The 17,693-nt window shown below is 43.2% G+C and carries 20 protein-coding genes; 2 read left to right on the forward strand and 18 right to left on the reverse strand.

What is annotated here, in order from left to right; all coding sequences use genetic code 11:
* Window positions 1-461: 461 nt before the first annotated feature.
* Entirely contained in the window at window positions 462-1,268 is an 807-nt protein-coding gene (locus tag ACWJAO_RS13480) for a DUF5106 domain-containing protein (protein WP_449140606.1), read from the forward strand.
* A gap of 82 nt (window positions 1,269-1,350) precedes the next feature.
* Here ACWJAO_RS13480 and ACWJAO_RS13485 read toward each other — a convergent pair whose 3' ends face one another.
* The 4 genes from ACWJAO_RS13485 to ACWJAO_RS13500 all read right to left on the reverse strand — a co-directional run bounded on the left by ACWJAO_RS13485 (window position 1,351) and on the right by ACWJAO_RS13500 (window position 8,771).
* The gene (locus ACWJAO_RS13485) at window positions 1,351-2,364 is read right to left on the reverse strand and encodes a class II fructose-bisphosphate aldolase (RefSeq protein ID WP_144152915.1); all 1,014 of its coding nucleotides are present in this window, start codon (window positions 2,362-2,364) and stop codon (window positions 1,351-1,353) included.
* 260 nt (window positions 2,365-2,624) lie between these two features.
* Window positions 2,625-3,845 (reverse strand): sugar MFS transporter, encoded by a 1,221-nt coding sequence (locus ACWJAO_RS13490; protein ID WP_449140607.1) that lies wholly within the window; start codon window positions 3,843-3,845, stop codon window positions 2,625-2,627.
* A 42-nt stretch (window positions 3,846-3,887) separates the two neighbouring features.
* Entirely contained in the window at window positions 3,888-5,450 is a 1,563-nt protein-coding gene (locus tag ACWJAO_RS13495) for a glycoside hydrolase family 43 protein (RefSeq protein WP_449140608.1), read from the reverse strand.
* Window positions 5,451-5,729: 279 nt separating this feature from the next.
* Window positions 5,730-8,771 carry a PEP/pyruvate-binding domain-containing protein gene (locus ACWJAO_RS13500; RefSeq protein WP_449140609.1) on the reverse strand — a complete coding sequence of 1,014 codons (3,042 nt, stop codon included), beginning with the start codon at window positions 8,769-8,771 and terminating at the stop codon, window positions 5,730-5,732.
* 97 nt (window positions 8,772-8,868) lie between these two features.
* Between ACWJAO_RS13500 and ACWJAO_RS13505 the strand changes: the two genes are divergently transcribed.
* Complete coding sequence (locus ACWJAO_RS13505; RefSeq protein ID WP_118079721.1) at window positions 8,869-9,486, forward strand: septal ring lytic transglycosylase RlpA family protein; 618 nt, start codon at window positions 8,869-8,871, stop codon at window positions 9,484-9,486.
* A 79-nt stretch (window positions 9,487-9,565) separates the two neighbouring features.
* Here the strand turns inward: ACWJAO_RS13505 and ACWJAO_RS13510 are convergent, their stop codons facing one another.
* The 14 genes from ACWJAO_RS13510 to rplF all read right to left on the reverse strand — a co-directional run.
* A complete protein-coding gene (locus ACWJAO_RS13510) occupies window positions 9,566-10,390 on the reverse strand; it encodes a hypothetical protein (RefSeq protein WP_449140610.1) in 825 nt (274 codons plus the stop codon).
* Window positions 10,391-10,565: 175 nt separating this feature from the next.
* Window positions 10,566-11,060, reverse strand: coding sequence for a 50S ribosomal protein L17 (gene rplQ, locus ACWJAO_RS13515; protein WP_022122155.1), 495 nt, complete (start codon window positions 11,058-11,060; stop codon window positions 10,566-10,568).
* 31 nt (window positions 11,061-11,091) lie between these two features.
* Window positions 11,092-12,087, reverse strand: coding sequence for a DNA-directed RNA polymerase subunit alpha (locus ACWJAO_RS13520; protein WP_006848810.1), 996 nt, complete (start codon window positions 12,085-12,087; stop codon window positions 11,092-11,094).
* 12 nt (window positions 12,088-12,099) lie between these two features.
* A complete protein-coding gene (rpsD, locus tag ACWJAO_RS13525; protein WP_006848811.1) occupies window positions 12,100-12,705 on the reverse strand; it encodes a 30S ribosomal protein S4 in 606 nt (201 codons plus the stop codon).
* A gap of 57 nt (window positions 12,706-12,762) precedes the next feature.
* Window positions 12,763-13,152 (reverse strand): 30S ribosomal protein S11, encoded by a 390-nt coding sequence (gene rpsK / locus ACWJAO_RS13530; RefSeq protein ID WP_022122153.1) that lies wholly within the window; start codon window positions 13,150-13,152, stop codon window positions 12,763-12,765.
* Between the two features lie 21 nt (window positions 13,153-13,173).
* Window positions 13,174-13,554, reverse strand: coding sequence for a 30S ribosomal protein S13 (gene rpsM, locus ACWJAO_RS13535; RefSeq protein ID WP_006848813.1), 381 nt, complete (start codon window positions 13,552-13,554; stop codon window positions 13,174-13,176).
* A gap of 99 nt (window positions 13,555-13,653) precedes the next feature.
* A complete protein-coding gene (gene rpmJ / locus ACWJAO_RS13540) occupies window positions 13,654-13,770 on the reverse strand; it encodes a 50S ribosomal protein L36 (protein WP_006848814.1) in 117 nt (38 codons plus the stop codon).
* Between the two features lie 17 nt (window positions 13,771-13,787).
* On the reverse strand, window positions 13,788-14,006 hold the full coding sequence (gene infA / locus ACWJAO_RS13545) for a translation initiation factor IF-1 (protein ID WP_006848815.1): 219 nt from the start codon (window positions 14,004-14,006) through the stop codon (window positions 13,788-13,790).
* 289 nt (window positions 14,007-14,295) lie between these two features.
* Window positions 14,296-15,633, reverse strand: coding sequence for a preprotein translocase subunit SecY (secY, locus tag ACWJAO_RS13550; RefSeq protein WP_006848816.1), 1,338 nt, complete (start codon window positions 15,631-15,633; stop codon window positions 14,296-14,298).
* Between the two features lie 4 nt (window positions 15,634-15,637).
* On the reverse strand, window positions 15,638-16,084 hold the full coding sequence (gene rplO, locus ACWJAO_RS13555) for a 50S ribosomal protein L15 (protein WP_006848817.1): 447 nt from the start codon (window positions 16,082-16,084) through the stop codon (window positions 15,638-15,640).
* 26 nt (window positions 16,085-16,110) lie between these two features.
* Entirely contained in the window at window positions 16,111-16,287 is a 177-nt protein-coding gene (gene rpmD, locus ACWJAO_RS13560; RefSeq protein WP_006848818.1) for a 50S ribosomal protein L30, read from the reverse strand.
* Between the two features lie 16 nt (window positions 16,288-16,303).
* On the reverse strand, window positions 16,304-16,816 hold the full coding sequence (rpsE, locus tag ACWJAO_RS13565) for a 30S ribosomal protein S5 (protein WP_144152561.1): 513 nt from the start codon (window positions 16,814-16,816) through the stop codon (window positions 16,304-16,306).
* Between the two features lie 6 nt (window positions 16,817-16,822).
* Window positions 16,823-17,167 (reverse strand): 50S ribosomal protein L18, encoded by a 345-nt coding sequence (gene rplR, locus ACWJAO_RS13570; RefSeq protein ID WP_022122151.1) that lies wholly within the window; start codon window positions 17,165-17,167, stop codon window positions 16,823-16,825.
* Between the two features lie 18 nt (window positions 17,168-17,185).
* On the reverse strand, window positions 17,186-17,693 hold a 508-nt coding region (gene rplF, locus ACWJAO_RS13575), incomplete at its 5' end, for a 50S ribosomal protein L6 (RefSeq protein ID WP_449140611.1).

Consider the following 17,693-nt stretch of genomic DNA (forward strand, 5'->3'; position numbering starts at 1 on the left):
TTTAACATAAAACAAAATTTTAAGATGAAAAAACATATGCCCTTAAATGGGCTTAGGTGGAGTCGCGATAGCGGTTCCACCCTATGTGATACACCCCAAAACGGCCGTTCTCGGACGGGCTGGGGGGGAATTTTCAGTATTTTTCAGTGTAGAAAAGTTTGGTCGTCTTAAATATTCACTATATTTTTGCAGCCGAAATTCAAAAACTTGAGATACAGATGAGCTAAAAAATAAGTTGAAAATAAACTGAAAGGAAAAAGAAACAGTTGAAAGTAAACTTCAGAAAACAAGAGTTCTCAGTAGCTTCAGGTATTGGTGATCATTATAAAGAGTATACAAGTAAGTAACAAGGTGATTCTAAATCATTCAATGTATTTTTTATATAAAAAACCTTGCCACTTTCAATTTTATTTTGTAATTTTGCACCCGTTAGTAATATCATTAATTCCAATAAAAAGATGATGGCAAGATTCATATTCCTCAGTTTCTTCATGCTGGTTGGAGCCTTAGCCCCAACCAAGGCTCAGAACAGTTTCCCATACCCTGCTCTGCCAGATAGTCTGCGCAGTGTAGAGCAACGCGCAACATACCTGAGTGAGCACTATTGGGACAACTTCAGCTTTTCCGATCCCCTGGAACTGGCAAACAAGGAGATGGCAGAACAGGGCTTTGTCAACTTCATCGATATTCTGGCACGTTTCGACCAGGAAATAGCCCAGAAGGGGATTGCAGCCTTTACAGCTAAAGCTTACCAGCAGAAACCATCCAAAGAGAAGTTTGAAAGCCTCATCGAGCATTATTATGAGAACCCTGAGTCGCCCATGCGCAACGACAGGGTATATGCCCTATTTCTGGAAGACATGGCTAAATCGCCATACTTCGATGAAACCGAGAAAGAAAGAATAGGATTTAAACTGAAACAGGCAAGAAAGAACTTGCCTGGCACACAGGCTACCAACATCAGTTTTATGCTGGAAGACGGCAAGCCTCATCAGTTGAGCGATTACCGGGAAAAGGAGGTTATCTTATATTTCTACGATCCTGACTGCGAGAACTGCCACAAGATATCTGCATGGCTCGACAAACAGACAATACCAGCCGGCATCAGTCTGCTCCGCATCGTAGCAGATAACCGATTGAGCACGATTTACGGGCTCAAAGCCATGCCAACCATTTACCTGTTGGATAAAGAGAATAAGGTGATATTAAAAAACTGTACACCTGAACAGCTCATGGAAACGCTAAGGGGAAATGAAAACAACAGATAGTATAATCGCGAAAAAAAGATAAAACAAAAGCGGGAACCCTTTCGGATTCCCGCTATTATTTTGTGTTGTAAAATCTCGAAGATTAGTCGAGGTTAGCCAACTTGTTGTCAGAATGAAGAACATCCTTGATCTTGTGGCTATAGAGGTCAACCATGTACTCACGAGCCTTACCGCAGTACTGACGTGGGTCGAAGTACTCTGGGTGAAGAGCCAATGTCTCACGAACACCTGCTGTGAAAGCAAGACGAGAGTCAGAGTCGATGTTGATCTTGCAAACAGCGCTCTCAGAAGCCTTAGTCAACTGCTCCTCTGGGATACCAACTGCATCTGGCAACTTGCCACCGAACTTGTTGATGATATCAACATACTCCTGAGGAACTGAAGAAGAACCATGGAGAACGATAGGGAAACCAGGAAGCTGCTTCTCAACTGCTGCCAATACATCGAATGCCAATGGAGGAGGAACGAGGTGACCAGTCTTAGGGTCACGTGTGCACTGCTCTGGCTTGAACTTGTAAGCACCGTGAGAAGTACCGATAGAGATAGCCAATGAATCAACACCTGTACGTGTAGCGAAATCTACAACCTCCTCAGGCTTTGTATAGTGAGACTCCTCAGCTACTACGTCATCCTCAACACCAGCGAGGACACCGAGCTCACCCTCTACAGTTACATCGAACTGATGAGCGTAATCAACAACCTTCTTTGTCAATGCAATGTTCTCCTCGTATGGAAGTGCAGAACCATCGATCATTACAGAAGAGAAGCCGAAATCTACACAGCTCTTACATGTCTCGAAGCTATCACCGTGATCGAGGTGAAGAACGATCTCAGGATGGTTGCAACCCAACTCCTTAGCGTACTCTACAGCACCCTCTGCCAAGTAACGGAGCAAAGTAGGGTTAGCATACTTACGAGCACCCTTAGATACCTGGAGGATAACTGGTGACTTCAAATTTGAAGAAGCCTGGATGATAGCCTGGAGCTGCTCCAAGTTGTTGAAGTTGAAAGCAGGAACGGCCCAACCGCCCTTGATAGCTCTTGCGAACATCTCCTTAGTGTTCACAAGACCGATTTTCTTGTAATCTACTGCCATAATTTTACTTAATTTATTGTTTAATGAAACATTCTTTTCTTTCTTATATAATAAGGTGTAGAACTTATGGGGCTCTTTCCTTACCGACTGCAAATTTACCTTTTTCTTTTGAGACAACAAAATGATAACTCGTTTTTTCGTGTTGCAATCGAGTTAAAAAAGTTAATTCGGCACTTATACCCTACCAATCACAAAGGTTTTGCTAAACGCAGTTAGCAATTTAACATCTTTATATTTACATCTTTCTGTCCAACCGCCAGTTACTTCTTGGCAAGTTTATATTCACGAACCGCATAAGCCAGAACGATGACAAATCCTACGAGCGGTACCAGGAAAGGAAGCGTGAAATGAGTACGGTCGGCGATGAGTCCCATCAACAGGAAACCGCAACCTCCGATAGGCGTCATCATCAGAAGCGAAGAGGCTGTCTTGGTAAGATTGCCCAATCCCGTGAGGGCGATACTGAAGATGGTAGGGAACATGATGGCCTCGAACATATAGTTGCAAAGCAGGGCTACGAGCGATATCTTACCCAGATTTGACAGGACTAAAAGTATGCAGACAATACACCCTACGGCACAAATCAGCAACATCGTTGTTGCCTTGATTCGGCGCATAATCCAGGATCCGAGAAATCTGCCTACCATAAAGAAAGCCAGCGCACAAGTCAGGGCTACGGAAGCCGTGCGGTCGTCCATCCAATTCATGCCCGTTACGAAATTGATGAAGTAGGAATTGATAGAAATCTCTGCCACTTCATAGCTTAACAAGGCAAAAAGTCCGAACACGAACATCTTGTGATGGGCAAAGAGTTTGCTGATATTAGAACCGGCTGCTTCATCTTCAGCTGTTGCCGCATGACTGATTTCCGGTAAATCTACACGTGAGAACACCAGAGCTATCAACAACACCAGAATACCCAGAATGGTATAAGGCACCACTACATTACCGCCCTCTTCTGTCTGGTTGAAGAGGAACTGACCGATGCAAAGTGTGGCAAAAATACCACCCAATCCATTAAACGACTGCGATAAGTTCAGTCGGCTGGTAGCTGTTTCCTTGGCACCCAGTTCGGTAACATAAGGATTGGCGGCTGTTTCCAGGAACACCAAACCGCACCCGATAATGAAAAGGCAGAGCAGGAATGCCGAGAAACTGCCCACCGCAGCACCTGGGATGAAGAGCAAGGCGCCCACACCAAAGAGGAGCAGACCAAAGACCACACCACGGCGATAACCATACCGGTTGATAAAGTAGCCAGCAGGTATTGCCATCAGGAAATAACCCAGATAGGTAGTAACCTGAATAAGGGCGGAATGAGTAATACTGATGTGCAGAGCATTCTGGAAGTGCTTGTTGAGCACATCCAGAATGGCACGAGCGAAGCCCCACAAAAAGAAGAGCGACGTAATGAGAATGAACGGGACAAGATATTTCCTGTCGTTTGTCTGATATGTTTCTGTCTGTTGTTCTGTTAACATTTTATTTATCTTTTCTTCTATAAAGAGTTATAGAAATACATCTTATTTTTCGTTGTAATGGAAATAGCCGAAGTCGGCATATCCGCTCTTTTCCTTGCCTTCAGCAAACATACCGAGAACCACACCTGTAAATCCACCGGCAACCTCGGTACTCATCAGGGAGCAGTTCATGGAACCCAAGTCATAGAATTTCTTTCCATCAAAAGAATAGGCAAAACGGTACATCTCGCCATCGCTGCTGATACGCAGTTTCACAGCGTCTTTGCGCAAACGGGGTACGCTCTTCACAATATAGTCGATGCTTTTCAGTTTGCAGCGCAAAGCCACCTGATTCTTGGAAACAAAGAGGTCGAGATGACCATCATGAATCTGGTAGATTGACAGACCAGCCTCTGCATCACCTTTCGTAACGACATCCGTTTCCAAGGTAAAGCAGGCACTCTCCTGTCTGCGCCCCACAAAGGTAGGCTGCTGATTCTGCGTCAGAGTTCCATGAGGATAAAGACGCACGAAGAACTTCTCATCCACGGCCATCGTATCATTACGCAGATATTTGGCAGGAATAGGATTCTGCAACTGTACCCATTCGAAAGCTCCGGTCGTCGGTGCATCCTCTGCATCTGCTTCCAGATGCTTTTCCAGCGGAACACCCGGCAGGGTGTTAGCCTTCACCAGAGTATCGATAGGCAGTCCACCATTCACTACAGGCCATTCGCCCTCTTTCCACTCCACAGGAGCCAGATAGGTTTCTCTACCAAGGTGATGATAAGAACCGCCATAGTTGCGGTATGCAAGGAATATCATCCACCAACTGCCATCGCCAGCTTGTACAAAATCGCCATGACCCGTACCCTGAATCTGCATCAACTGTCCCAGTTTGCTGCAGTTGGTCAGTATCGGATTATTGGGATTACTCTCGTAAGGTCCCTCGATATTCCTGCTACGGGCGATGGTAAGACGATGCGCCAGTTCGGTTCCACCTTCCGAAATGAGAAGATAGTAATAGCCGTCTTTCTTATAAATATGCGGACCTTCCGGATAACGTCCACCATCACCCTGCCACAGTTTCTTGCTCTCTGTAAGCTGTTCGCCCGTCTTTGGGTTTATCTCACAGAGCCAGATTGCATCGCCCGGATTGCTCACCATGTAGCATTTTCCGTTTTCAAAATAAAGCGAAGGATCGATGCCTTGCTGCTTCAGCCAGACAGGCTCGCTCCAAGGACCACGGGGATCTTTGGCTGTAACCATGAAGTTGCCGCCGTTGCCTACATTGGTGGTTATCATATAGTAAGTTCCCTCATGATAGCGGATGGTAGGCGCATAGATGCCAAGCCCAGAGTTGGCACCCTTCAAGGGAACCTGACTCTCGCGGTCAAGCACATTACCAATCTGTTGCCAATGAACCAGATCCTTACTCTGGAAGATTGGCACACCAGGGAAATACTGGAATGAAGAGTTGACGAGATAGAACGTATCTCCTACCCGACACACGGATGGGTCGGGATGATAACCTGGAATAACCGGATTACGATACTCCTCTGCTGATACCGGCAAGCATATCAATACCAGCATCCATAATAGTACAAACAGTTTTTGCTTCTTCATAAGGCATTCATTTTAGATGGGAACAAAGGTAAGGCTTTTCGATGGAAATTCCAAACTTTCCCAGTATTATTTGTTGTTTATATCATATAAAATTGTCTTTACTGCTAGATGAAATCTCCGTTCATCGACGCTGAACGGCGGTTCAACGTCGCTGAACGGACATTCAACGTCGCTGAACGGACATTCAGCGTCGATGAACGAAGATTTCATACTACCGTAAATACATCTTTAACTAGAAACAGAAAGTTTCTGATGTCTATTCTGAGACAACTCTTCCCGTCATCCCTTCGGAATCAAGACGGCTCCCTCCTGCTTCTTACCATCCATCAGAATTCTCATCGGGTGCTCAAAGCGCACATGACGGACATATTGCGTCTCCTCTACAGCCGGCATTGCATCCAGGATTTCCTTATTTACAAAGCCGCCTTCACCAGTATTTGTATCTACTGTAAAGTATCCCACGCCAAAAGAGGTGAGGTTCTGGAAGAAGTGAGTACCCTGACTAGGATCGATATTATAATTCTTCAGAGCCACCTCTACGATAACCCGGGCAGCGCTGATATGCGGCCATTTTACAGGTACACCCAGATAATGGTCGCTGGAACCCCAACGGCCAGGACCTATCAGCACATAGTTCTTGCCTTCAGCAAGGAACTTGCGGTTGATTCGTTCTATATCATCGGCTACATAAAAATTATTCATCGCAGAGAAGTGGTCATCATACTTCACATAAACCACATCAACCACATCTTCGCTGATGCCATGCCCCAGCGAATTGTGCGAACGCAAAAGGCAGTCGGAATCAGGGATAGCCTTCACATCTTCATCAAGCATCTCCTTGGCATCGACGATAGGACGAATCTGAAGAAGATAGAATTCGCAAGTCCTGTCATTATTGATATTGCAGGCAAACTCAATCTCCACAGGTCTGCGCATAGCGCCTGCTCCATACTTCATCGACATCTGCAGTATCTCAGGCAAAGGCACCACTCCATGCTGGAGCACACTTGAGAAGGTTATCAGTTTACGGCCATTCTCATAGACTCCATCATTGATGACCTGATCGTACGGATCGAAAGTAGATGCGATATAGGTAAGACTCTGGTCTTCTACAGCATCCTTCACCCGGAGTTTGAGGATATTAAAGCCATCATCCACCTTGAAATCATTGCCCACATGCTTCATATCCAGCGCATAGAACTGGGTCTGGGTGTCGCGCAGAGCCAGTTCGGTTTCCGATGTCTGGAGCACCTGATTCGGATGGTAAGGACAAACACGAAGGGTCTGACCTCCATCTACGATATATTTACCCAAGCCCAAGGCCAGACTGGCTATACCCTCTTCAGCCTCTTCATCTCCTATCGGATAATAATTGAGCGAACGGAGCACACCACTCATGGTAGGATAAAACCTTGTACCATAGTCTTTACCCACAACCTGCTGCAAGATAACAGCCATCTTTTCCTGATCGATGACATTGCTCGTTGCGGTCATGTAAGCCTTCGAGTCGCGATAGAACACAGAAGCATAGACACCCTTGATGGCACAGGCCAGCATCTGCAGCATCTGATACTTATCTTCCAGATATGGAATCATATAGGTAGAATAAATACCGGCAAACGGCTGATAGTGGGCATCTTCGAGCAGCGAACTTGAACGGATTGCGATAGGACTCTTGGTTGCCTCAAAGAAGGTGAAGAAGTCGGCTATCAGCGAATCGGGCAGCTGGGCATGCAGGAAGTGCTTCAGTATCTCATCATCGCTAGCATCACTCAAAGCTATCGGATAGAGATTGTTGCTCATCATGAACTCGTCGAAGATATCGGTACAGAGCACCACGGTCTTCGGAATCTGCACGGTGGCATTCTCATACTGGTTGAACTCAGGATGGCGCTTGATGATGTTGTCCAGGAATGCAAGACCTCTACCCTTTCCGCCCAGGGAGCCTTCTCCGATGCGGGCAAAGTGGGCATACTTGTCAAACTTCATGCGGTCGAAAACAGCCACTACACCGATGTTTTTCATGTGACGATACTGCACGATGGCATCGAAGATAATCTGTCGGTGAGCATCCACATCCTGCAATTTCTCCCAGGTAACATGCTTCAGGAAAGCAGATACAGGGAAGATGGCACGGGCACAAAGCCAACGGCTCATATGGTTGCGGCTGATATGATAGAGCATGGAATCATTAGGAATATTGAAGATGTTATCCTGCAATTCCTTCAAACTATGAATGCGCATAATCTCCTCATGAGTCTTAGGATCACGGAATATGAAATCGCCAAAGCCCATGTGCTCTTCCATCAGACGGCGAAGATCTACGCTCATCTTCTTCGAGTTCTTGTCAACAAAGCGGAAACCTTCTGCCTCTGCCTTCGCACGATTCTCACTTTCAGAACTTTCTATGATAAGCGGAACGAAAGGATCGTTCTTCCTGATATAACGGAAGAGTTGCAAACCAGCATCCGGACACTTCTCGCGACCGAAAGTATCCGTACGATGCTTAGGCTTCTCTTCAGGCATCACCTCATTACCAAAAGCTTTGGCAGCACTCTTTAACGGGAAACGTGCATCGCTGATTACGCCCAACGTATTATCAGAATACTTGTCATACAGTTTCTGGGCTTCCTCATAAGTACGAGCCAAAACCACCTTAGGACGGCCACGCATACGCATGGTAGCCGCATGCCGGTTCAAAGCCTCCTGAGAAAAGTTCTTGCTCTGCTCCAATATATAATTATAGAGATTAGGCAATATAGAACTATAGAAACGGATAGAATCTTCTACCAGCAGAATCATCTGCACGCCTGCTTCCTGTATGTCATGTTCAAGATTCATCTTATCCTCTATCAGCTTGATGATTGAAAGAATAAGATTGGTGTTGCCAAGCCAGCAGAAAACATAATCGAAGATACTCAAGTCTTCATTCTCCATACGCTTGGTAATGCCATGAGAGAAAGGCGTAAGAACAACACAATGGATATTAGGAAACTTACCCTTGACATCACGCGCCACATCGAAGGCATCATTATCAGCATTGCCAGGCATGCAAATCACCAAATCAATGACGGTAGAACGCAGCACAGCAGCAGCCTCTTCAGTAGTAGAAACCTGAGTAAAGGTTGGCGGATAGCGGAGACCCAGCTCCATATATTCATTATATATCTTCTCTTCGATACGTCCATCATCTTCAAGCATGAACGCATCGTAAGGATTGGCTACAATCAGTACATTGTAGATACGGCGCATCATCAGATTCACAAACGATACGTCTTTCAAGTAGAATTTATTCCACTCCTGAGGTATATTATTTTCCATAAATGAAGTTAAAGTTTGTGCAAAGATACTGATTTTCTGAGATTTACTTGCATCTTTCAGCATTTTTTTTTATATTTGCGCTATAAAATAAGAAGATATGGTCACAAAATCTTTCATCACAGCCATCTTGGCTATATTCAGCCTGGTTCCATGCTACGGACAAAAGCACCAGCACGGCAAGGCATCATATTACTCTAAAAGAGCAACAGGTGCCCGTTCTGCAAGCGGCCAGAGAATACATCATGACAGTTTAACATGTGCACATCGGTTTTATCCCTTCGGAACGCACCTCAAGGTTACAAACCTTAGCAATGGCAAGAGTACTATCGTAAAAGTCATCGACAGAGGTCCGTTTGGAAGAGGTAGAATCATCGACCTATCATGGAAGGCTGCAAAAGAAATTGGTATGATTGCACAAGGCGTAGCGACTGTAAAAGTTGAAATGGTGGAAAACCCGATTCCTTACAAGCCAGAGGACACAAAATTGCCTAAGATTGATTTCGAAGTGGCTGAAACTGAATATGAATTTCCTAACAAGTGGGGAACTACTGACAGGAATAAGGAAAATCATCACAGCAGTAAAAAAGAAACAAATAAAATTACTTCAAAGGTAATAAATAAAACAGAGCACCATAAAAGCAAAGAGGTGACAAAGGCTGAACTAAAAAAGCACAATACAGATATAGCAAAAAGTAAAGGCGAGAATCATCATTGATTCTCGCCTTTACCTTTTTATATATAACAGAATCCTAAAATAAGATACTATCATACAAATTCATTATCTTACCGGAATATTATCTGGATTTTGTCGGAATATCAAACTGATTAACCTTGGAAATCGTCTTACCGCCTTGTATAACAGAAACACAGAAACAAGCTGTACCATTCTTCAAACGGTTATCAGCCTTGACCATTGCTGTATAACGAATCACATGACCAGGAGCAATACTTTCTACATGAACACTTGGAGATATGAAAATATGCTTATTGCCGGTAGTCTCAATAACGGTTGGAACTACATCATACAACGTGTGAGCTCCGTTATTTCGGATTTCAAAAATAACTTTGGCTGTTTCATTCCGATTCAAAGTATTGTCCTCATTTGAATCAACAAAACGAGCATTCATTATTTCCAAAGAGGATGAATAAGCATAATTCTGCCCAAGTTCTTCCAGTGTAGAACTAGGAATAGTGGCAACAGGCTGCTGAGCACTATAACTTCCGGTATAATCCCTATCATTGAAATCATAAATCCTATCACCAGCCGAATTAGTTGAATCAAAGATTTCGTCATTGGAATAAACAGGTGAAGATTGCTGATAAACTCCATCCTGATAAGAGTGTTGATCACGGTGTGATCTATCTCGATAAACAGATTCTCTTTGCTGCTGGGATTTCTGGTCAGCCTGACTACCAATGGCCGCTCCAACGGCAGCACCACCAGCCATGCCAATGATAGTACCCATATCAGAACCTCTAGGACCACCAGACAAGCCACCGATAGCAGAACCAAGAATAGAACCAAATGTGGCACCAGCATAAGCACCACTTCCCGTATAAGTATCGCAGCTACTCAACAGCAAAGAAGAGCAAGCTACAAAAAGCATAATCTTTTTCATCTTCATTAAGCTTTAAATTTCTGCTGCAAAGATACAAAGAACTAAAAGAATAAAATCAAAAAAATCCCTAATAATGATTAGGAAAAACCCTAAAAGAGCAGATAGTTTTGAAAAAGGACAAAAAAAGCGCCCTTGTCAAGACAAGGACGCTAAATTTATCTGAGATGATTGAAAATTATTCAGCCTTTGGAGCCTCCTCTGTTGCAGGAGCCTCAGTCTCAGCTACAGGAGCCTCTTCAGCCTTTGTTGCCTTACGACTACGACGAGTCTTCTTAGCAGCAGCCTTCTGAGTCTTAGCCATATTCTCATCAAAGTCAACGAGCTCGATGAAAGCAATCTCAGCTGCATCACCCTGACGGGTACCCAACTTGATTACGCGAGTGTAACCACCTGGACGGTTAGCTACCTTCTCAGCTACCTCACCGAAGAGAGCCTTAACAGCATACTTATTCTGAAGATAACGGAAAACTACACGACGTGAAGTTGTTGTATCGTTCTTAGAACGAGTAATCAATGGCTCAACATACTTCTTAAGAGCCTTTGCCTTTGCGAGGGTCGTAGTGATTCTTTTGTGCTCGCTCAAGATAAGTGATGAAGCCATGTTAGCCAACATCGCGTTACGATGAGAAGCAGTACGACCTAAATGGTTGAATTTCTTATTATGTCTCATTTTTTGTTTTTGCTTTTTGGACTACGAACCTTTAAGATTCCTTGTCTAATTTATACTTTGAAATATCAGTTCCAAAAGACAGATTCAGACTCTCGAGCAAATCATCAAGCTCTGAGAGCGATTTCTTACCAAAGTTGCGGAACTTCAAGAGGTCAGTCTTGTTAAACTGAACCAAATCACCAAGAGTCTCAACATCAGCTGCCTTCAAGCAGTTGAGGGCACGAACACTAAGATTCATGTCTACGAGACGAGTCTTAAGCAACTGGCGCATATGAAGAACCTCTTCATCAAACTCCTGATTGCTCTCCTGATCCTGAGTCTCAAGAGTAATCTTCTCATCAGAGAAGAGCATGAAGTGATAAATAAGAATCTTCGCTGCCTCTTTCAGTGCATCCTTTGGACTAATGGAACCATCTGTTGTAATTTCAAGTACGAGCTTATCATAGTCGGTCTTTTGCTCAACACGATATGGTTCTACAGCGTACTTTACATTACGAATAGGGGTGTAGATGGAATCGATTGGGAGAACGTTAACGTCAGTGCAGAATTGACGATTCTCATCAGCAGGAACATAACCGCGTCCCTTATTAATAGTCAAATCGATCTGCATCGAAGCTTTGGCATCTAAATGACAAATCACCAAATCAGGGTTTAACACTTCAAATCCAGTCAGATACTTACCGATATCACCTGCTTTGAATTCTGTAGAATTCTCAACGGTGATACTAACTTTCTCATTCTCGAATTCTTCTACTACTTGCTTGAATCGAACTTGTTTGAGATTCAAGATAATGTTAGTAACATCTTCCTTTACACCAGGAACTGAAGAGAACTCATGCTCAACACCCGCAATGCGGATAGTGTTAACAGCATAACCCTCCAATGATGAAAGGAGAATGCGGCGCAAGGCGTTACCAATGGTAACACCGAAGCCAGGCTCCAAAGGACGGAATTCAAACTTTCCGAACTTGTTATCAGCCTCTAACATTACTACTTTATCAGGTTTTTGAAATGCTAATATCGCCATTAATGTAATGATTTATTTAGAGTACAACTCAACGATTAACTGCTCCTTAATATTCTCTGGAATGTCGGCACGCTCTGGCTTGTGCAAGAACTTACCGCTCTTTGAATTATCGTCCCACTCAATCCATGGGTACTTGCTATGATTGAAACCTGCAAGAGCTGCTTCGATAACCTCGAGAGACTTAGACTTCTCACGAACACCAACAACCATACCAGGCTTAACTGCGAATGAAGGGATATTAACTACCTTACCATCAACAACGATGTGCTTGTGACCAACCAACTGACGCGCAGCTGCACGTGTTGGAGCGATACCAAGACGGAATACAACGTTATCAAGACGGCACTCGAGATTCTGAAGAAGAACCTCACCAGTAATACCATCAGCCTTAGCAGCCTTATCAAACATATTACGGAACTGACGCTCTAATACACCATAAGTGTACTTAGCTTTCTGCTTCTCTGCCAACATGACACCGTACTCAGACATCTTACGACGACGGTTGTTGCCATGCTGTCCAGGAGGGAAGTTTCTCTTGGACAAAACTTTGTCAGCGCCGAAGATTGGCTCACCAAAACGACGCGCAATTTTAGATTTCGGACCTATATATCTAGCCATAATATTATATAAATGCTATAATGTTTGTATCTTAATTAATAATGCTAACCTCAAGCGTTATACACGACGACGCTTTGGAGGACGGCAACCATTGTGTGGTAATGGAGTTACGTCAACGATTTCAGTAACCTCGATACCTGCACCGTGAATAGCACGGATAGCAGACTCACGACCATTACCTGGACCCTTAACATAAGCCTTAACCTTACGAAGACCAAGATCAAAAGCGACCTTTGCACAATCCTCTGCAGCCATCTGAGCAGCATAAGGAGTATTCTTCTTAGAACCACGGAAACCCATCTTACCAGCAGAAGACCAAGAAATGATCTGACCCTCATTGTTAGCAAGAGATACAATAATGTTATTGAATGAGCTATGAACGTGAAGCTGACCGATAGCGTCAACGCGTACATTTCTCTTCTTAGATGTTGCTTTTTGCTTTGCCATAATTAATTTCCTCCTTCAGAATTACTTAGTAGCCTTCTTCTTATTAGCAACAGTCTTCTTCTTACCCTTACGTGTACGAGCATTATTCTTTGTGCTCTGACCGCGAACTGGAAGACCATTACGATGTCTAACTCCACGATAGCAACCAATATCCATCAGTCGCTTAATGTTCATCTGGATCTCTGAACGGAGATCACCTTCAACTTTGAACTCAGCGCCGATAATTTCACGGATCTTAGCTGCCTGGTCATCAGACCACTCGCTAACCTTCAGGTCACGGTTTACACCGGCCTTATCCAATATCTTTGCTGAACTACTTCGACCAATACCGTAGATATAGGTCAATGCGATTTCGCCACGCTTATTCTGGGGCAAATCTACTCCAACAATTCTTATTGCCATTGTTTAAATAAATAATTAAAAAATTAATACCTTTCGTTTAAAGCGGTGCAAAAGTACAACTATTTTTTGAAATAACGGCACTTTTACAATACTTTAACATTAACCCTGACGTAATTTCATCTTAGGGTTCTTCTTGTTGATAACGAACAGACGACCTTTACGACGAACGATCTTACAGTCAGCTGAACGCTTCTTTAATGATGCTCTTGTCTTCATAACCTTATATATGATTATTATTTGTATCTAAAAACAATTCTACCTTTGGTAAGGTCATATGGACTCATCTCCACCTTTACCTTATCACCAGGTAAAATCTTGATGTAATGCATTCTCATCTTACCAGAGATATGAGCTGTGATGTCAACTCCATTCTCTAATTCTACTCGGAACATCGCATTTGACAATGCTTCTACAATTGTTCCATCTTGCTCAATAGCGGCTTGTTTTGCCATAATATAAATATTTGTCCTTCTTAATGTTAAACTTCTACGAATGAAGATAAAATTGTGCTTTATCTTTTCGAGCAACTTTGTGCCATCACTATCAGATAAAAATCATAATTAGATGACATATTAGCGGGAAAAGGCTCTCCAAGTGGATGAGGAATTACCTATCCAAATGGAGAGTCGTCTCACATAATATAGTAAATTCAAGTCAGCTTTACTTGAAGATGAAGTAAAACTGCACTCTGAATAATTTCATCTTCTGTCTTCAGAAATTTCTCATTTCAAAAGAAAAAGATTAATATGCAGCAACACCACCCTGACGCGTATGGCCTGAATTCAAAAGACCATCATAGTGGCGCATAAGCAAATGACTCTCGATTTGTTGTAATGTGTCAATGACAACACCAACCAAAATCAATAGAGATGTACCTCCAAAGAATTGAGAGAAAGCTTGCTGTACATCGAGAAGTCCTGCTAATGCAGGCATGATTGCAATAAACGCAATAAATAACGAACCTGGTAAAGTAATACGAGACATTACGGTATCAATGTACTCAGCTGTATCCTTTCCTGGTTTTACACCAGGAATGAAACCATTGTTACGTTTCATATCCTCAGCCATCTGAGTAGGATTCAATGTAATAGCTGTATAGAAATAAGTAAATGCAATAACCAAGATTACATAAACAACATTATATAGCAAGCTACGATTATCCATCAACTGCTGAACAACACTACTAGCATTTTCTGACTGATAGCGAACTATTGCTAATGGAATAAACATTAAAGCCTGTGCAAAGATGATAGGCATTACGTTAGCTGCAAAAAGCTTCAAAGGAATGTACTGACGCGCACCACCATATTGCTTATTTCCAACCAAACGTTTAGCATACTGTACAGGAATCTTACGTGTACCTTGTACCAAAAGTATTGAAGCACAAACTACAGCATAAAGGATAAGAATCTCTACAATGAACATGATAAGACCACCACCAGAAATTGCCTGCAAACGAGAAGTTACCTCCTGAACGAAAGCCTGTGGCAAACGGGCGATAATACCAATCATAATAATAAGAGAGATACCATTACCTACTCCCTTGTCTGTGATACGCTCACCTAACCAAAGGATAAACATACTACCTGCAGCCAAGATAATTGTTGCCGGAATCATGAATACCGTCCAACTGATACCTGTGGCTAGAGCATTAGCAGCCTGCATTTTCAAATTCAAAAGGTAACTAGGAGCCTGAAAGACCAAAATAGCCACAGTCAGGACTCTAGTATACCATTGTATTTTTTTGCGACCGCTCTCGCCCTCGCGCTGCATCTTCTGGAAATAAGGTACAGCGACAGCAAGAAGCTGCATAACGATTGAAGCTGAGATATAAGGCATAATTCCGAGTGCAAAGATAGATGCATTGGAAAATGCACCACCAGAGAACATGTCCAATAGCGACATAAGACCGCCAGAGGTCTGCGACTGAAGTTTTTCCAACATGCCCGGATTGATACCTGGAAGTACCACAAACGAGCCAAAACGGTAAATAGCCGTAAACAGAAGAGTAATGAGGAGTCTCTGACGGAGATCCTCTATCTTCCAACAGTTCTTTAGTGTCTCAATAAACTTTTTCATTTACTTAGATTATAGTTGCATTACCACCTACTGCCTTGATTGCTTCTTCGGCAGTCTTTGAGAAAGCATTAGCTTCAACTTCCAATTTTGCTTTAAGTTCACCGTTACCGAGAACCTTTACAAGCTCCTTGCCGTTTGTGAGGCCAGCAGCCTTAAGTTCCTCAATACCGATTTTAGTAAGGTTCTTTGCTTCAGCAAGAGCCTGAAGAGTTGAAAGGTTTACTGCGAAGTACTCCTTATGGTTGATATTCTTAAAACCAGCCTTTGGAACACGACGCTGCAATGGCATCTGACCACCTTCGAAACCAATCTTTCTCTTATAACCAGAACGAGCCTTGGCACCCTTATGACCACGTGTAGAAGTACCACCGAGACCAGAACCTGGACCACGACCAATACGACGACGTGAATGGGTAGAACCTGCAGCAGGTTTCAAATTATTTAATTTCATAATCGTTCCTAATTTAAAAAGATTAATTAATCAACTACACTTACGAGGTGATGAACCTTACGGATCATACCACGGTTGCTAGGAGTATCCTCTACCTCAACAACCTGAGAAATCTTGTGGAGACCAAGACAAGCGAGAGTACGCTTCTGATCTACTGGAGCACCGATTTTACTCTTAATCTGCTTGATTTTAATTGTTGCCATATTCGATTTTTCCTAATTAACCGTTAAATACTTTATCCATACTGATACCACGCTCACCTGCTACAGTATAAGCATCACGCATCTCTGCAAGAGCTGCGATAGTAGCCTTCACAAGGTTATGGGCATTTGAAGAACCCTTAGACTTAGCGATGACATCCTTGATACCTGCGCTCTCAAGTACTGCACGCATAGCACCACCGGCCTTCAAACCAGTACCGGCTGCAGCTGGCTTAATAAGAACCTTAGCACCACCAAATGAAGTTTCAACCTCATGAGGTACAGTACCCTTGAGTACAGGAACCTTTACCAAGTTCTTCTTAGCAGCTTCAGTACCCTTTGCGATAGCAGCAGTAACCTCACCTGCCTTACCAAGACCGTAGCCGATTACGCCATTACCGTCACCTACAACGACGATAGCAGCGAATGTGAAAGTACGACCACCCTTTGTAACCTTAGTTACACGGTTGATAGCAACCAAGCGATCCTTAAGTACTTCTTCGTTATTTATTTTTACTTTATCCATTGCCATAATCGTTTAAAATTTAAGACCACCATTACGAGCACCTTCAGCCAACTGCTTTACACGACCATGGTAAAGGTAACCGTTACGGTCGAAAACTACTGCCTCAACACCAGCAGCCTTAGCCTTCTCAGCAATGAGTTCGCCAACCTTAGTTGCCTGCTCCTGCTTAGGCATCTTCTCCAAACCGAGTGAAGAAGCTGATGCAAGTGTAGTGCCTGTCAAATCGTTAATAACCTGAGCGTAAATCTGCTTGTTAGAGCGGAATACACTAAGACGTGGACGCTCAGCTGTACCGTTAACACTCTTACGAATGCGGAACTTTATCTTAATTCGTCTTTCTACTTTCTTTGTTGTCATAATCGTAAATAATTAAAATTACTTAGCTGAAGCACTCTTACCAGACTTTCTGCGAATAACTTCACCCTTAAAGAGAATACCCTTACCTTTATAAGGCTCAGGCTTGCGGAAAGAACGAATTTTTGCACAAACGAGTCCCAACAACTGCTTGTCGCAAGACTCCAATGTCAAGATTGGGTTCTGGTTTCTTTCAGACTTAGTCTCAACCTTAATCTCCTTAGGCAACTGGATGAAAATAGGGTGAGTGTAACCCAAAGCAAACTCAATGATATTACCCTGGTTAGAAACACGATAACCAACACCTACCAATTCCAAAACCTTTGTATAACCAGCGCTTACACCAACAACCATGTTGTTAACGAGAGAGCGATACAAACCGTGGAAAGCCTGCTTCTGTTTAATATTTACAGGACTATTTTCATCGATTTCAAAGCTAATATGACCATCTGCATTATTAAACTTGATAGATGGATCAATCCACTGAGAAAGTTCACCCTTAGGGCCCTTTACTGTACAAACATGAGAA

The sequence above is a fragment of the Segatella sp. genome (genome assembly GCF_977051555.1).

Coding starts and splice junctions, on each gene's coding strand:
- ACWJAO_RS13520 (WP_006848810.1), bottom strand. CDS start 12,087: ATGGCGATATTAGCATTTCAAAAACCTGATAAAGTAGTAATGTTAGAG.
- rpsD (WP_006848811.1), bottom strand. CDS start 12,705: ATGGCTAGATATATAGGTCCGAAATCTAAAATTGCGCGTCGTTTTGGT.
- rpmD (WP_006848818.1), bottom strand. CDS start 16,287: ATGGCAACAATTAAAATCAAGCAGATTAAGAGTAAAATCGGTGCTCCA.
- secY (WP_006848816.1), bottom strand. CDS start 15,633: ATGAAAAAGTTTATTGAGACACTAAAGAACTGTTGGAAGATAGAGGAT.
- infA (WP_006848815.1), bottom strand. CDS start 14,006: ATGGCAAAACAAGCCGCTATTGAGCAAGATGGAACAATTGTAGAAGCA.
- ACWJAO_RS13485 (WP_144152915.1), bottom strand. CDS start 2,364: ATGGCAGTAGATTACAAGAAAATCGGTCTTGTGAACACTAAGGAGATG.
- ACWJAO_RS13505 (WP_118079721.1), top strand. CDS start 8,869: ATGGTCACAAAATCTTTCATCACAGCCATCTTGGCTATATTCAGCCTG.
- ACWJAO_RS13480 (WP_449140606.1), top strand. CDS start 462: ATGGCAAGATTCATATTCCTCAGTTTCTTCATGCTGGTTGGAGCCTTA.
- rpmJ (WP_006848814.1), bottom strand. CDS start 13,770: ATGAAGACAAGAGCATCATTAAAGAAGCGTTCAGCTGACTGTAAGATC.
- ACWJAO_RS13500 (WP_449140609.1), bottom strand. CDS start 8,771: ATGGAAAATAATATACCTCAGGAGTGGAATAAATTCTACTTGAAAGAC.
- ACWJAO_RS13490 (WP_449140607.1), bottom strand. CDS start 3,845: ATGTTAACAGAACAACAGACAGAAACATATCAGACAAACGACAGGAAA.
- rplR (WP_022122151.1), bottom strand. CDS start 17,167: ATGACAACAAAGAAAGTAGAAAGACGAATTAAGATAAAGTTCCGCATT.
- rpsK (WP_022122153.1), bottom strand. CDS start 13,152: ATGGCAAAGCAAAAAGCAACATCTAAGAAGAGAAATGTACGCGTTGAC.
- rpsM (WP_006848813.1), bottom strand. CDS start 13,554: ATGGCAATAAGAATTGTTGGAGTAGATTTGCCCCAGAATAAGCGTGGC.
- rpsE (WP_144152561.1), bottom strand. CDS start 16,816: ATGGCAATGGATAAAGTAAAAATAAATAACGAAGAAGTACTTAAGGAT.
- ACWJAO_RS13495 (WP_449140608.1), bottom strand. CDS start 5,450: ATGAAGAAGCAAAAACTGTTTGTACTATTATGGATGCTGGTATTGATA.
- ACWJAO_RS13510 (WP_449140610.1), bottom strand. CDS start 10,390: ATGAAAAAGATTATGCTTTTTGTAGCTTGCTCTTCTTTGCTGTTGAGT.
- rplO (WP_006848817.1), bottom strand. CDS start 16,084: ATGAAATTAAATAATTTGAAACCTGCTGCAGGTTCTACCCATTCACGT.
- rplQ (WP_022122155.1), bottom strand. CDS start 11,060: ATGAGACATAATAAGAAATTCAACCATTTAGGTCGTACTGCTTCTCAT.